Origin of the sequence: Fictibacillus halophilus, assembly GCF_042680145.1 — a bacterium.
Lineage (GTDB): Bacteria > Bacillota > Bacilli > Bacillales > Fictibacillaceae > Fictibacillus > Fictibacillus halophilus_A.
On the sequence record NZ_JBHTNQ010000006.1, the window covers coordinates 47,363 to 60,622 of the forward strand.

At 40.4% G+C, this 13,260-nt stretch carries 15 protein-coding genes and 12 tRNA genes; 26 read left to right on the top strand and 1 reads right to left on the bottom strand.

What is annotated here, in order from left to right:
* Positions 1-5 precede the first annotated feature (5 nt).
* The 13 genes from ACFQ4X_RS17460 to ACFQ4X_RS17520 all read left to right on the top strand — a co-directional run bounded on the left by ACFQ4X_RS17460 (position 6) and on the right by ACFQ4X_RS17520 (position 10,984).
* Positions 6-1,019, top strand: coding sequence for a LolA family protein (locus ACFQ4X_RS17460; RefSeq protein WP_379837452.1), 1,014 nt, complete (start codon positions 6-8; stop codon positions 1,017-1,019).
* Between the two features lie 334 nt (positions 1,020-1,353).
* Positions 1,354-2,529 (top strand): alanine racemase, encoded by a 1,176-nt coding sequence (alr, locus tag ACFQ4X_RS17465; protein WP_379837467.1) that lies wholly within the window; start codon positions 1,354-1,356, stop codon positions 2,527-2,529.
* A gap of 141 nt (positions 2,530-2,670) precedes the next feature.
* Positions 2,671-2,952, top strand: a complete 282-nt coding sequence (locus tag ACFQ4X_RS17470) for a CopG family ribbon-helix-helix protein (protein WP_066285713.1) — start codon at positions 2,671-2,673, stop codon at positions 2,950-2,952.
* A gap of 3 nt (positions 2,953-2,955) precedes the next feature.
* A complete protein-coding gene (locus tag ACFQ4X_RS17475; RefSeq protein ID WP_066239453.1) occupies positions 2,956-3,306 on the top strand; it encodes a type II toxin-antitoxin system PemK/MazF family toxin in 351 nt (116 codons plus the stop codon).
* Positions 3,307-3,501: 195 nt separating this feature from the next.
* Entirely contained in the window at positions 3,502-4,326 is an 825-nt protein-coding gene (locus tag ACFQ4X_RS17480; RefSeq protein ID WP_379837454.1) for an STAS domain-containing protein, read from the top strand.
* A 15-nt stretch (positions 4,327-4,341) separates the two neighbouring features.
* Positions 4,342-4,698 carry an STAS domain-containing protein gene (locus ACFQ4X_RS17485; protein WP_066239455.1) on the top strand — a complete coding sequence of 119 codons (357 nt, stop codon included), beginning with the start codon at positions 4,342-4,344 and terminating at the stop codon, positions 4,696-4,698.
* A 2-nt stretch (positions 4,699-4,700) separates the two neighbouring features.
* A complete protein-coding gene (locus tag ACFQ4X_RS17490) occupies positions 4,701-5,102 on the top strand; it encodes an anti-sigma regulatory factor (RefSeq protein WP_066285716.1) in 402 nt (133 codons plus the stop codon).
* An 11-nt stretch (positions 5,103-5,113) separates the two neighbouring features.
* The gene (locus ACFQ4X_RS17495) at positions 5,114-6,121 is read left to right on the top strand and encodes a PP2C family protein-serine/threonine phosphatase (RefSeq protein ID WP_379837456.1); all 1,008 of its coding nucleotides are present in this window, start codon (positions 5,114-5,116) and stop codon (positions 6,119-6,121) included.
* Positions 6,122-6,183: 62 nt separating this feature from the next.
* The gene (locus ACFQ4X_RS17500; RefSeq protein ID WP_130297393.1) at positions 6,184-6,516 is read left to right on the top strand and encodes an STAS domain-containing protein; all 333 of its coding nucleotides are present in this window, start codon (positions 6,184-6,186) and stop codon (positions 6,514-6,516) included.
* A complete protein-coding gene (gene rsbW, locus ACFQ4X_RS17505) occupies positions 6,513-6,995 on the top strand; it encodes an anti-sigma B factor RsbW (RefSeq protein ID WP_379837459.1) in 483 nt (160 codons plus the stop codon). The genes ACFQ4X_RS17500 and rsbW overlap by 4 nt, the downstream gene beginning before the upstream one ends.
* The gene (sigB, locus tag ACFQ4X_RS17510) at positions 6,961-7,752 is read left to right on the top strand and encodes an RNA polymerase sigma factor SigB (RefSeq protein WP_066285727.1); all 792 of its coding nucleotides are present in this window, start codon (positions 6,961-6,963) and stop codon (positions 7,750-7,752) included. Before rsbW ends, sigB begins: the two co-directional genes overlap by 35 nt.
* Positions 7,749-8,357: a PP2C family serine/threonine-protein phosphatase gene (locus ACFQ4X_RS17515; RefSeq protein ID WP_379837461.1), complete on the top strand. Its 609-nt coding sequence runs from the start codon at positions 7,749-7,751 to the stop codon at positions 8,355-8,357. Before sigB ends, ACFQ4X_RS17515 begins: the two co-directional genes overlap by 4 nt.
* Before the next feature lie 488 nt (positions 8,358-8,845).
* Positions 8,846-10,984, top strand: coding sequence for a Tex family protein (locus ACFQ4X_RS17520; RefSeq protein ID WP_379837469.1), 2,139 nt, complete (start codon positions 8,846-8,848; stop codon positions 10,982-10,984).
* A gap of 29 nt (positions 10,985-11,013) precedes the next feature.
* Here the strand turns inward: ACFQ4X_RS17520 and cmpA are convergent, their stop codons facing one another.
* Entirely contained in the window at positions 11,014-11,136 is a 123-nt protein-coding gene (gene cmpA, locus ACFQ4X_RS17525) for a cortex morphogenetic protein CmpA (RefSeq protein WP_130297391.1), read from the bottom strand.
* 97 nt (positions 11,137-11,233) lie between these two features.
* Here cmpA and ACFQ4X_RS17530 point away from each other — a divergent pair, with 97 nt between their 5' ends.
* The 13 genes from ACFQ4X_RS17530 to ACFQ4X_RS17590 all read left to right on the top strand — a co-directional run bounded on the left by ACFQ4X_RS17530 (position 11,234) and on the right by ACFQ4X_RS17590 (position 13,064).
* Positions 11,234-11,692, top strand: a complete 459-nt coding sequence (locus tag ACFQ4X_RS17530; protein WP_379837463.1) for a SprT family protein — start codon at positions 11,234-11,236, stop codon at positions 11,690-11,692.
* A 176-nt stretch (positions 11,693-11,868) separates the two neighbouring features.
* A tRNA-Asn gene (locus ACFQ4X_RS17535) sits at positions 11,869-11,943 on the top strand.
* A gap of 3 nt (positions 11,944-11,946) precedes the next feature.
* A tRNA-Ser gene (locus ACFQ4X_RS17540) sits at positions 11,947-12,037 on the top strand.
* Positions 12,038-12,040: 3 nt separating this feature from the next.
* Positions 12,041-12,115, top strand: a tRNA-Glu gene (locus tag ACFQ4X_RS17545).
* 39 nt (positions 12,116-12,154) lie between these two features.
* Positions 12,155-12,230: transfer RNA gene (locus ACFQ4X_RS17550), tRNA-Asp, on the top strand.
* 17 nt (positions 12,231-12,247) lie between these two features.
* A tRNA-Gln gene (locus ACFQ4X_RS17555) sits at positions 12,248-12,322 on the top strand.
* Positions 12,323-12,372: 50 nt separating this feature from the next.
* Positions 12,373-12,448 (top strand) — tRNA-Lys (locus ACFQ4X_RS17560).
* 15 nt (positions 12,449-12,463) lie between these two features.
* Positions 12,464-12,547: transfer RNA gene (locus tag ACFQ4X_RS17565), tRNA-Leu, on the top strand.
* Between the two features lie 55 nt (positions 12,548-12,602).
* A tRNA-Leu gene (locus tag ACFQ4X_RS17570) sits at positions 12,603-12,688 on the top strand.
* Between the two features lie 45 nt (positions 12,689-12,733).
* A tRNA-Arg gene (locus ACFQ4X_RS17575) sits at positions 12,734-12,810 on the top strand.
* 9 nt (positions 12,811-12,819) lie between these two features.
* Positions 12,820-12,896, top strand: a tRNA-Pro gene (locus tag ACFQ4X_RS17580).
* 7 nt (positions 12,897-12,903) lie between these two features.
* Positions 12,904-12,977 (top strand) — tRNA-Gly (locus ACFQ4X_RS17585).
* A gap of 10 nt (positions 12,978-12,987) precedes the next feature.
* Positions 12,988-13,064 (top strand) — tRNA-Ile (locus ACFQ4X_RS17590).
* Positions 13,065-13,260: the final 196 nt, after the last annotated feature.

Below are 13,260 nucleotides of genomic sequence, written 5' to 3' on the forward strand. Positions count from 1 at the left end.
AAAAAATGAAGAAAACACTGTCAATTATTTTGACGGCGTTCATGGCTTTAATGGTCCTGTCTGCATGCGGTGAGCAAAGCCAGAGTGATGTTCTGGATTCTTTGGAAGAAAGAATGGAAAAGATGACAGGCTATAAAGCAGAAGCCAAAATGACTTTAAACACAGGGGAAAAGCCATTAACGTATGATTTAGAAATATGGCATAAGAAACCGGATTTTTACAGGGTCAGCTTAAAGAATGCTGAAAAAGACCAAAGTCAGATGATCTTGCGCAATAAGGATGGGGTCTTCGTACTGACGCCAGCTCTTAACAAAAGCTTCCGTTTCCAAAGTGACTGGCCGGAAAACAATAGTCAGGTCTATTTGTTCCAATCACTTATCGCAGATATTTTAAACGATACTGACCGCGGCTTTAAATCAAAAGAGAAAAGCTATGTTTTCCATACAAAAACGAATTACCAGAACAAAAACTTATATCAGCAGGAAATCACATTAAATAAAGATTTGGATCCAACTCAAGTTCGTATTATGGATCAGGACCAAAAAGAGCTTGTGAGACTGGATTTCTCAAAAGTTCAATTTAATGCAAAGTTTGATAAGAACTCTTTCGATATGGAGTCCAACATGTCGAGTGCTCAATTCGAAATTCCCACTTTCTCTGGATCAGACGAAGAGTTTGAAGTGCTGTATCCGACATACACGTCTAACTTGAATCTTGTGAATGAAAGAGAAGTAGCACTTGGAGACAATGATTCGAAAGTAGTTTTAAATTATGCTGATGCAGAAGAAAATAAATCATTTACACTCATGCAGCAAAAAAATACAGCTGTAGAAACAGCGTCCAGGTTAACTTTGGCAAACGGAGAACCTGTTGATCTAGGCTTTACAGTTGGTGCCATGACAGAACAATCTGTAACATGGAATTATAACGGTGTAGATTACTTCCTCGCTTCAAATAATTTAAATCAAGAAGAGCTTATGGCTATTGCAAGATCCGTTTATGGAGAAGCAATAAAATAATTTCTTCTATAATATTGAGGACGGCTGAAAATGTTAGCCGTCTTTTTCTTTTGGCTTTTTACGAGTTTTACGGTACGTGTTCTTTTATTTATTACACGTTCGCTCAAAATTTCCGATTTGCGCTCAGAATGTCTGAGTTACGCTCCAACCAGTGCTAGCTGCGCTCAAAAAAGCCCCGTACCGCTCAAACTTTGCCACCTGCGCTCAAAACAAGGTTTTACTTCTTCAACCAAACCTATCTTTCCAAAGAACCAACCCGTATTCACTTACATAATTCTAATAAAAACGTTAAAATAAGAGGCAATCATTCAGTTTTTTCTTTGCAGGAGGCTTAATTGTGGACAGAAATCACTTTTATCGAGATACATGGGCAGAAATTAACCTAGATAAAATCAGCAGAAACATAAAATCATTTAAAAAACATCTTCCAGATCAAAAAATCATGGCAGTTGTGAAAGCAAATGGCTATGGCCATGGAGCCTACCAGACTGCAGTGGAGGCGCTCGAATCAGGAGCTGAACTGCTTGCAGTTGCCATGCTCGACGAGGCGCTGGCTTTACGAAAGCAAGGGATTTCAGCACCGATTTTAGTTATGAACCGTATAAGTCCTGAATATGTTAGTCTTGCGGCGGAAAATGAGATAAGCATAACCGTTTTCCAAAAAGATTGGCTGATAGAAGCTTCGGAGTTTCTAAAAGAAACCGATAAAGTATTAAACATTCACTTAAAACTTGATACAGGTATGGGCCGAGTGGGTATTACAGAAGAAGAGGAGCTTCATGATGTTTCTCTTTTGATACAGAATTCTTCTGCCTGTGAAATAGAAGGTGTTTTTACTCATTTCGCAACAGCAGATGAATGGGAATCTGAACTGTTTGAAACTCAAAGAAAAAGATTTATTAATCAATTAGATTTACTGAATAAGTGGGGAATTACACCGAAATACGTTCACAGTGCCAACAGTGCCGCGGCATTGCGTAAAGTTGAAGGACCTTTTAATCTCGTGAGATTGGGAATCAGCATGTATGGTTTATCTCCATCTTCAGAGATGAAAGAAAAGCTCCCTTTTACTTTAGAAGAAGCTTTCAGTCTGCATTCTCAGCTGATCCATGTTAAAAAACTAATGCCTGGGGATACTGTAAGTTATGGAGCAACTTATACAGCGAAAGAGGAAGAGTGGATAGGCACCCTTCCGATCGGTTATGCAGATGGCTGGCAAAGAAGATTATCGCCAGGAGCTGATGTGCTGATCCGGGGAGAGCGTGCACCTATTATCGGCAGAATCTGTATGGATCAATGCATGGTAAGGCTTCCTTATAAAATGGATGTTGGTGAAAAAGCTACCTTAATAGGGAACCAGAATGATGAAACAATTGAAATGGATGAAATCGCTTCACTAGCTAAAACCATAAATTATGAGATACCGTGTTTAATTTCTTCACGAGTGCCGAGAGTTTTTGTGAAAAAGGGTCGAATTTCAGAAAATATGAATGTAATTCTAAATTTTTAGCAGAATATTAGAAGGACTATTAAAAATTTTGTAGAATAAATACTTTGAAATCGCTTTGCAAATGGAATATTGAAGTGATAAGATTATATGTGGTTAAAAGGAACTCGATCGTAGTATAGCTTTGCGCTGGAGGTGTATGTTGTGTCCGAATTGAACACAAAAAGAATCGTGATTAGTCTTCCTCAAAAGTTGCTGACTGAGGTAGATCGTGTCATTAAAAAAGAGAATTTGGACCGCAGCGAATTTATCCATCAAGCTACTGAAATGTTTCTTCGTGAGCGGAAGAACAAACGTCAGTTTCGTGATGAGATGAAACAGGGTTACATGGAAATGGCTAAGATCAATCTAACGATTGCCTCAGAAGCATTTATGTTAGAGGAGGAAGCCGATCATACCTTGGACCGCTTAGTTAGCGGGGTGTAGTCCTTGATAGTCAAACGCGGAGACGTTTACTTTGCAGATCTTTCACCGGTAGTAGGTTCAGAACAAGGCGGAATACGTCCTGTACTGATAATCCAGAATGATATCGGAAACCGTTTTAGCCCAACAGTGATAGTTGCTGCAATCACAGCCCAAATTCAAAAAGCAAAACTTCCAACACATGTTGAAATAGATTCAAAAAAATATGGCTTTGAACGGGATTCAGTTATTTTGCTTGAGCAGATCAGAACGATTGACAAGCAAAGATTAACAGATAAGATTACACAGCTGGATGAAGACATGATGCGCAGGGTAGACGACGCATTGCAGATCAGTACTGGTCTGGTAGATTTTTAAATTTCCATAACACACATTGAGAAACTGTCTGACGGAGGTCTGGCGGTTTTTTATTTTATATGGAAAAAAATACATGTTTAGACTTTGGTTGAATGGGTTATATATCCAAAGTTAGAAACAGTGTAAACATTGCAGAAAATTATCAGAAATGAAATAATAGAGTCGATACTATATGTAGCGGGGGTGCTATAAGAATTGGACAACTTGATTGTAAAAATGATTAACGAAAATCAAGAAACCCTTAAAAATAATTGGCTTGAAGAGGTCAATCTTTTTAAAGATAAAGAAATTGCTGGCTATACAACTACACTGAAGCTTAGTGAAGAAACAGACCAGCAGTTTTTTGAGCTATTAATTAAGCATATTAATTATCACGATATTTCCAAGGATGGAACACTGGATCAATTTTTCGACCAGGTGCTTCATACTGGATTGCCGCTTAAATATTTAACGCAAGGGCTTCAAGTTGCTCGCCGCGTTATTTTAAATATGCTTGTCGAATCGGAAATGGATCAGGAGAAACTTGCTGCTCTTTACCGTGAAATCGACAGCTGGCTAGATCCAATTTTAAATAGGGTGGTAGAAAACTCATCTCAAATTTGGGAGAGAACAGTATCCATTCAAAAAACAGCACTATTGGAACTCTCTGCTCCACTTATTCCGGTATTCAAAAATATCAGTGTAATGCCTTTGATCGGTTCTATCGATACAGAGCGCGCAAAGCTCATTATGGAGAACTTATTGAATGGTGTAATCAAGTACCGCTCAGAAGTAGTTCTTATTGATATTACAGGAGTGCCAGTCGTTGATACGATGGTTGCCCATCATATTATTCAGGCTGCCGATGCTGTTAGATTACTTGGATCTACTTGTATCCTTGTAGGAATCCGGCCTGAAATTGCACAGACAATTGTAAGTCTGGGCATTGATTTGAGTTTATTCCCTACAAAGAGCACGCTTCAAAAGGGTATGGAAAATGCTTTGGAAATTACGAATCAGCAGTTAATAAGCAATGAATAGGGAGTGTTGGAAAAAATGAGAATTCCTATTTTAAAATTGCATGAATATTTATTGATCACTATCCAAGTTGAAATGGACGATCAAACAGCCCTTCAATTTCAAGAAGATCTGTTGAATAAAATTCATGATACCGGTGCTAAGGGAGTAGTAATTGACTTAACTTCCGTTGATATGATCGACTCTTTTATTGCAAAAGTTCTTGGGGATGTAGTGAGAATGTCAAAATTAATGGGAGCGCAAGTTGTATTAACAGGAATACAGCCCGCAGTTGCTATTACACTTATTGACCTTGGAATATCCATGAGGGAAGTTTCGACAGCGCTTGACTTAGAACAGGGGCTTGATAAATTGCGTCTGGAACTGGAGGGATGATAATGGACATCCAATCCTGTGTGGAAGTACGCAACGAGTGGGACATTGTAAGTGCCCGTCAGCTTGGCAGAAACATGGCCAAGGAGCTTGGCTTCGGAAATGTTGACCAAGCCAGAATTACAACAGCTATTTCTGAACTTGCCCGGAATATTTATTTGTATGCGGGCAGAGGAAAGATCTGTATCGAGCCTATCGATCAATTAGGAAGAAAGGGTCTGCGAATTGTAGCCCTAGACAATGGACCAGGAATCCGCGAAATCCGTAAAGTAATGGAAGATGGGTATACTACTTCCGGTGGTTTAGGAGCGGGATTGCCAGGCGTGAAGCGATTAATGGATGAATTTTCTATAGAATCCACAGTAGATGTGGGAACGGAGATTTCTGCTACTAAATGGCTTCGTTAGGAGGAGAGCTCTTGACTGCAAAAGACGCACTAACTGAACGTTACCAAGATCTATTATCGGTCTATCTAAAAGCTAAAACTGAGACGACACTCTATAAAGGCCAGCAATTTAGCAGAAAATTGCTTGAACAGCAAATCTCACCTGAAGATCTTGTCAGTCTGCATATTCAGGTTATGGACGAATTGTTCCCTGATATGTCAGAAGAAATGAGGGATTCCTTTGATTTTCTTCTCGAGGCAATGATTGGATATGGGTTTGCATATCGTGAACATCAAAGTTTACGTGATAAACAGCAGCAGCTGGAATCAGAAATTGAAGTGGCTGCTAACATGCAGCAGACTTTGCTGTTAAGTGATGTGCCTGAATTTGATGAACTGGATATTGGAGTTGTCAGTGTTCCAGCTAAGAAAATGAACGGTGATTATTATAATTTTGTAAAAAGTGGAAGTAGCCTTAGTGTCGCCGTAGCTGATATAATCGGCAAAGGCATACCTGCTGCACTCTGTATGTCTATGATTAAGTACGCAATGGACAGTCTTCCTGAAGAACAGATGAAGCCTCATCTTCTTTTAGAAAACCTAAACCGTGTTGTTGAACAGAACGTTCATAGCAATATGTTTATTACAATGTTTCATGGTGTATATGAGCCTGAAAGTCATAAATTCTTCTATGCGGGTGCAGGTCACGAACCTGGATTTATCTATAATGCAAAAGAAGATCAATTCCACGATTTAATTGCTAAGGGACTTGTATTAGGCGTTTCCCGGACAACCACCTATCATCCTTATGAGAGAGTAATCGAAATTGGAGATATGGTGATACTGCTCTCTGATGGAGTAACGGAGTGCCGGACAAGCAAAGGTTTTATTGAAAGAGAAGAAATCGTGTCTCTTATCCGAAAGTATATGGATTTGCCAGCTCAGCAAATCGTTCAGAATGTTTTTCAGGAACTGGATCGATTACAAGGATTTGAGCTTAGAGATGATTTCACCTTAATTATTTTAAAACGAATGGTTTAGCATACTTTGGTTTAGGGTAAAGGTAATTTATCGGGTTTTAATCAAAGCGTGGGGGGAAAACAATGAATTTGCAAATTAATCAACACCAAATAAATGAAACACACGAGTTACATCTTACTGGAGAAGTCGATGCATATACTGCTCCAAAGCTAAAAGAGGTAATGCTTCCATTGACAGAAAAAGAAGGCAGCGTTGTTGTTGTCGATCTTTCTGGAATCGATTATATGGACAGCACAGGATTAGGAATTTTTGTTGGAGCGCTAAAATCTTCAAAAGCTAACAATAGTTCATTAAAACTTCGCGGTATGACAGATCGTGTTAAACGTATCTTTGAGATTACTGGATTAACTGAAGTGATGGACATTGAAAGCGGAGTAAAGGGGGAGGCGCTATGAGAACAGCGTCCGACTATATTGAAATGAACGTCCCCGCAAAACCGGATTATGTGGGTGTGGTCAGATTAACGATTTCTGGCCTTGCTAACAGAATGGGTTTTGCGTTTGATGAAATAGAAGATATTAAGATCGCTGTTTCTGAAGCAGTGACGAATGTTGTTAATCACGCTTATGCGGATAAAGATAAAGGTCAAGTCCGTGTTGGCTGCAATATTTTCGATGACCGTATTGAAATAACTGTTGTCGATCAAGGTAAGAGCTTTGATGTTGAATCTATCTCAAAAAATCTTGGCCCAGTAGATGGGAAATCTGTTGATCAGTTAAATGAGGGAGGTTTAGGCCTTTTCTTAATAGATACACTCATGGACAAGGTAGAAATAAGCAGTGAAGCCGGCGTCGTTGTTATGATGACTAAGTATCTTCACAGAGATGAGGTGGAGGAACATGTCGACAGAATCTCGCCAGCGCCTTCACAGTAAAGAGCAAGTTTATGCATGGATCGACGAGTTGCAGCAAGATCCACAAAATGAAGAAATTCAGACGAATCTTGTTCTGCAATATCAAGATCTTGTTCATTCCTTGGCAAGGAAGTTTTCTAAAGGTAAAAGCATTCATGACGATTTAGTTCAAGTCGGTATGATTGGTTTATTAGCTGCATTTAGAAGATATGATAAAACGTTTGGCAGATCTTTCGAATCCTTTGCTGTTCCGACAATTGTTGGAGAAATTAAACGTTTTATTCGTGATAAGACTTGGAGTGTACATGTACCTCGCCGAATCAAGGAATTAGGACCGAGAATTAAAAAAGCGGTTGAAGAATTAACAACCAGCTTGCAGAGATCACCTAAGATTGCCGAAATTGCTGATTATCTGGAAGTTTCGGAAGAAGAAGTGCTAGAGACGATGGAAATGGGCAAGAGCTATCAAGCTCTATCTGTAGACAGCTCTATCGAAGCTGACCAAGAGGGAAGTACAGTAACACTTCTAGATCTTGTTGGTTCCAATGATGAAGGATTTGATCAGATTGACAAAAGACTTCTTTTACAGAAAGCTTTTGCGGTTCTCTCTGAACGTGAACGCGAAATTCTTCAGTGCACTTATTTTGAAAACTTAAGCCAGAAGGAAACTGGAGAAAGGTTAGATATTTCTCAAATGCACGTTTCCAGATTGCAAAGGAGAGCTTTAGAAAAGCTAAAAGAAGCTTTGCGAGTGACTCCTTCGGAGGCGCTTAGATGATCGAACACTATCAATACAGCAGAGCATCTGTTTCCTCGTATCAAAAACCGAAAAAGGGAAATGATCTTTGCGGAGATAGTTTTTATGTGAAAGAAACGGACAATTATTTGATTTGCGCTGTTGCGGATGGCTTAGGAAGCGGGAAAATGGCTAAAGAAGCTTCAGGAGCAGCAACTGACATCATCGATCAACATCATCATGAGACAGTAGAGCAGCTGATGCATCTTTGCAACGATGGACTAAGACATACGCGCGGTGCTGTTATTGCAATCGTTAAAGTCGATTATAAAAATCAAACTGCCACTTATTCTGGAGTAGGTAACATCCGTTTTATGATCTCTGCGGAAAGACAACGTGCCGTACACCCTTTGCCGAAAGTCGGTTTCCTAGTAGGAAAACCAGAACGATTTAAAGTACAGGATTTTAGATACGAGAAAGAGTTAACATTTATGCTCTATTCAGATGGCATGGATATTCATACGCAAAGCCGTACGCTTTTAACAAAAATGATTTCACCGAAGGAATCTGTAAAGTATATAAGCGGATTGCCGCAGGATATCAATGATGATGCTACAGTCCTGGTAGGTCAAGTGAATATGAGTTAGAGAAACATCATCCTTACCGTATTTGAGGATGGTGTTTTTTGTTTGTGTTTAAATGTCTTGGTTCTTTTCTGATTTTTTGAGTACTCTCCGTTGATACGTTGATTGGAGCGTAAGGTGCGAGACCCCTCGAAAATGAACTTCACATTTTCTTCGTGCGATGTAAAGCTGCCGAAACCTTCCTTGTCCTGCGGGAGCAGCGTGCCATCTACTTGACTGTTCTTCTCGCAAGGCATGCGACGAGAAAGCTTGCTTCGGCAGGATTTCTTGTAGACGTAGGAGCAGCACCTCATATCTTTCACCCTGGCTCACCGCACGTCCCCGCGGAAAGCGAGAATCCTGAAGCGGAGATCAACCACTCCTAATCTCAACAAAGTTTACGAAAACCAAAGCTTTTTTTACTGAGGGATTTACTTCGTTTATAATAGAAGTAATTGATTGAAAAAGGAGTGTTCTTATTGGGACAACCTGTTAATGAACAAGCATTGCGTATGATGGAACAGGAACTTAATGTTAAAGGGAAACAAATTAATCAAGTTATTGAATTATTAGAAGAAGGAAATACGGTGCCTTTTATTGCCCGTTACCGAAAGGAATTAACAGGAGGTCTTGATGAAGTTCAGATTAAAGACATCATGGACCGCTGGACTTATTTGCAAAACCTTGCTTCTCGTAAAGAAGAAGTTATCCGTTTAATCGACGAACAAGGAAAATTGACAGAAGAACTTACTGCTGCAATTAATAAAGCTCAAAAGCTGCAGGATATAGAAGATTTATACCGTCCGTACAAACAGAAAAGAAGAACAAAAGCGACAGTTGCAAAAGAAAAAGGATTAGAGCCTCTTGCGTTATGGCTACTGGAAGAACATAATGAAAATCCTTTAGAAGCGGCGAAAGAATACATAAACGAAGAAAAAGAAGTATTGTCAGAAGAAGATGCTCTTCAAGGAGCTAAGGATATCATAGCTGAAATGCTGTCTGATGATGCTGATATGCGAAAATGGATACGGGAAGATACCTTTTCAAAAGGTGAGATAAAGACAGAAGGAAAAAATACAGAAGCTGACGAGAAAAAAGTATTCGAGATGTACTATGAATACCAAGAACCAATACGTAAGATTGTTCCTCACAGAGTACTTGCAGTGAACCGGGGAGAAAAAGAAGGGATTTTGAAGGTTGGCATCAGTACTCCTGCTGACTTGATCCATTCGAAAATGGAAAGAAAAACGATTAAGCGATCACATTCTCCAGCTGCACCATTTTTGCGTGAAGCAATTGAGGATGCTTATAAAAGACTAATTGCGCCTTCGATCGAAAGGGAAATACGTGCAGCTTTAACAGAGCAGGCAGAAGAGCGTGCCATTCATATTTTTTCTGAAAATGTAAGAAGCCTTTTGCTTCAAGCCCCATTAAAAGGGAGAGTTGTATTAGGAGTTGACCCGGCATACCGCACCGGATGCAAGCTTGGTGTTGTTGATGAGACGGGGAAGGTTCTTCATATTCAGACCATTTATCCAACACCGCCAAGATCAGAAGTTGAAAAATCTGCTGCGGTAGTAAAAAAACTGATTGATCAATATGATATAGAAATTGCAGCGATCGGAAACGGTACGGCGTCTCGCGAAACGGAACAGTTTATTGCAGAGACATTAAAAGATCTCGATAAATCTGTAGCATATGTAATTGTAAACGAAGCGGGTGCGAGTGTTTATTCAGCATCTAGTGTTGCCCGTGAAGAGTTTCCAGACCTTCAAGTTGAAGAGAGAAGTGCCGTTTCGATAGCGAGAAGACTTCAAGATCCGTTGGCTGAACTTGTGAAAATAGATCCGAAATCGATTGGCGTCGGACAATATCAGCATGATGTATCGCAAAAACGACTAGGTGAAGAGATTAGCTTTGTAGTTGAAACAGCGGTTAACCAGGTAGGTGTTAATGTAAATACAGCATCAGCTTCATTGCTTCAATATGTTTCAGGCCTGTCCAAAACGGTTGCTCAAAACATTATTTTAAAAAGAAATGATGTTGGGAAATTTAAAAATAGAACAGAGCTGAAGAAGATTCCTCGCTTAGGCGCGAAAACGTACGAGCAATGTATTGGATTTTTGCGTGTAATGGATGGCGATCAGCCTTTGGACCAAACTGGAATCCACCCTGAAAGTTATTCGGGAACCAAAGCTTTATTAAAAGAGTTAGGATTTAAACCTGCCGACATCGGTACAGAAGCTCTGGCCGATAAATTAAAGTCCCTTTCACTTGAGGAGACTTCGAGTAAACTGGATATTGGTGTTCCGACATTAAAAGATATTATCGAAGGACTGACAAAACCTGGGCGTGATCCTCGAGATGAATTTTCAGGCCCGGTTCTTAAAACAGATGTTCTTAAGATGGAAGACTTAGCACAAGGTATGGAGCTTCAAGGAACAGTCCGCAATGTTGTAGACTTTGGTGCTTTTGTAGACATTGGTGTAAAACAAGACGGTCTCGTTCATATTTCGAAATTAACTGACCGTTTTGTAAAGAATCCAATGGATGTTGTAAGTGTGGGACAAGTTGTAACCGTTTGGGTCGATTCTGTAGATGTAGCTAAACAGAGAATCGCCTTAACGATGATTGCTCCTAAAAAAGGATAGTCAAAAGAAAAAGCGCTTCTCCAGTGGGGTCATTCTTCACTGGAGGAGTGCTTTCTGTTATAAAAGAACCAGCATTGATTCAATAAGCGGATTTGGTAACGATCTTTTTGGTAATAAGCGCGGCGGAGCTGTCTTTTAAACCATGTTGGCATATAGAGAACCTCCTTGAACTTCCCAATCCGTTGTTTGTGTATTAGTCTATGTTTAGATGCTTGTTAATGTGAACTTGAAATAGTAAGGGGCATGACCATGACAGATGAAGAACTGCAAAAACTAACAGAAGAAATCTCCATACAATTTTTCAATAAAAAGTTTCGTCATAACGCCAGATTCAACAAAAGATTACGGACTACCGGCGGCCGGTACTTATTAAGGTCTCATGACATCGAAATGAATCCTCACCTTTATGATGCATTTGGAATGGATGAGTTGATCGGGGTAATAAAGCATGAGCTGGTGCATTATCACATGCATATTGAAGGGAAAGGCTATAAACATGGTGATTACGACTTTAAGTATTGGCTGAATAGAGTTGGCGGTTCCCGTTATTGTCAATCTATCCCTGAAAAAAGGAGAACAGAGAGTTATAAACATCACTATATTTGCACAGACTGTATGCAGTCTTATAAAAGAAAAAGGAAAATTGATACGAAGAGATATGTGTGCGGAAAGTGCAGGGGAAAATTAAAACAGATTTCTTCATATTAGGGTGTTGACTTCGATTATAGGAATGTGGTAATTTAATTAAGTCGCTGTTAGACAAGCCCTTTAGATAGCCTTTTATAATGGGTGACTGCAGCAACGAAAGCTTAGAAAAAACCTTCTAAAACGGGTTGACATTTTAAGCTGAAACAATTATGATATTAATTGTCCTTAAAAGACATTCCACAGTAGCTCAGTGGTAGAGCTATCGGCTGTTAACCGATCGGTCGTAGGTTCGAGTCCTACCTGTGGAGCCATACAGAGAAGTACCCAAGTGGCTCAAGGGGCGCCCCTGCTAAGGGTGTAGATCGCTAACGCGGTGCGAGGGTTCGAATCCCTTCTTCTCTGCCATGTGGCCCGTTGGTCAAGCGGTTAAGACACCGCCCTTTCACGGCGGTAACACGGGTTCGAATCCCGTACGGGTCACCATTTTATTTCATAAATAAAATACAAAATGCCTAGATGAATGGACTCGTGGTGTAGTGGTTAACATGCCTGCCTGTCACGCAGGAGATCGCCGGTTCGACCCCGGTCGGGTCCGCCATTTTTATTCTAAGGTGTTGGGCTATAGCCAAGCGGTAAGGCAACGGACTTTGACTCCGTCATGCGCTGGTTCGAATCCAGCTAGCCCAGCCATTTTTTGTTTTTAAGATAAGTGTTTAAGTATTTAATGCTTAAAACATTTTGAGCCATTAGCTCAGTCGGTAGAGCATCTGACTTTTAATCAGAGGGTCGAAGGTTCGAGTCCTTCATGGCTCACCATTTTCAAATTAATATGCGGGTGTGGCGGAATTGGCAGACGCGCTAGACTTAGGATCTAGTGTCTTTGACGTGGGGGTTCGAGTCCCTTCACCCGCACCATATTAATTCTTTTGAACTTATAAGTTGCAGTGTTCATGCGCTGGCATCTTGCCGCGCGGTCGTGGCGGAATGGCAGACGCGCTAGCTTGAGGGGCTAGTGGGGGCAACCCCGTGGAGGTTCGAGTCCTCTCGACCGCACCAACTTTTCAAAATAACATATAATGCATTTGAATATGCAATGGATATGCGCCCTTAGCTCAGCTGGATAGAGTGTTTGACTACGAATCAAAAGGTCGGGAGTTCGAATCTCTCAGGGCGCGCCATATTTTTTACGGGAAGTGGCTCAGCTTGGTAGAGCACCTGGTTTGGGACCAGGGGGTCGCAGGTTCAAATCCTGTCTTCCCGACCATTCTTTTGCGGGTGTAGTTTAGTGGTAAAACAAGAGCCTTCCAAGCTCTGGTCGTGAGTTCGATTCTCATCACCCGCTCCATTATTTTCACGGGCCTATAGCTCAGCTGGTTAGAGCGCACGCCTGATAAGCGTGAGGTCGATGGTTCGAGTCCATTTAGGCCCACCATATTATCTTTAAAAAAGATTTTTAAAAAGAGCTTGACTTTATAACTTCGATTCGGTAAGATGATAAAGCTGTCTCGAAAGAAGACAAGCCAAAACAAGTTCTTTGAAAACTGAACAAAAGCAAAGGTAAGGAATTAAGAATTAATTCCGTCAGTAATAAATTAGAGCAAGTCAAACACTTTTATGGAGAGTTTGAT

Coding starts and splice junctions, on each gene's coding strand:
- ACFQ4X_RS17460 (WP_379837452.1), top strand. CDS start 6: ATGAAGAAAACACTGTCAATTATTTTGACGGCGTTCATGGCTTTAATG.
- ACFQ4X_RS17485 (WP_066239455.1), top strand. CDS start 4,342: ATGAGAATTCCTATTTTAAAATTGCATGAATATTTATTGATCACTATC.
- ACFQ4X_RS17490 (WP_066285716.1), top strand. CDS start 4,701: ATGGACATCCAATCCTGTGTGGAAGTACGCAACGAGTGGGACATTGTA.
- ACFQ4X_RS17500 (WP_130297393.1), top strand. CDS start 6,184: ATGAATTTGCAAATTAATCAACACCAAATAAATGAAACACACGAGTTA.
- rsbW (WP_379837459.1), top strand. CDS start 6,513: ATGAGAACAGCGTCCGACTATATTGAAATGAACGTCCCCGCAAAACCG.
- sigB (WP_066285727.1), top strand. CDS start 6,961: ATGTCGACAGAATCTCGCCAGCGCCTTCACAGTAAAGAGCAAGTTTAT.
- ACFQ4X_RS17515 (WP_379837461.1), top strand. CDS start 7,749: ATGATCGAACACTATCAATACAGCAGAGCATCTGTTTCCTCGTATCAA.
- ACFQ4X_RS17520 (WP_379837469.1), top strand. CDS start 8,846: ATGATGGAACAGGAACTTAATGTTAAAGGGAAACAAATTAATCAAGTT.
- cmpA (WP_130297391.1), bottom strand. CDS start 11,136: ATGCCAACATGGTTTAAAAGACAGCTCCGCCGCGCTTATTACCAAAAA.
- ACFQ4X_RS17530 (WP_379837463.1), top strand. CDS start 11,234: ATGACAGATGAAGAACTGCAAAAACTAACAGAAGAAATCTCCATACAA.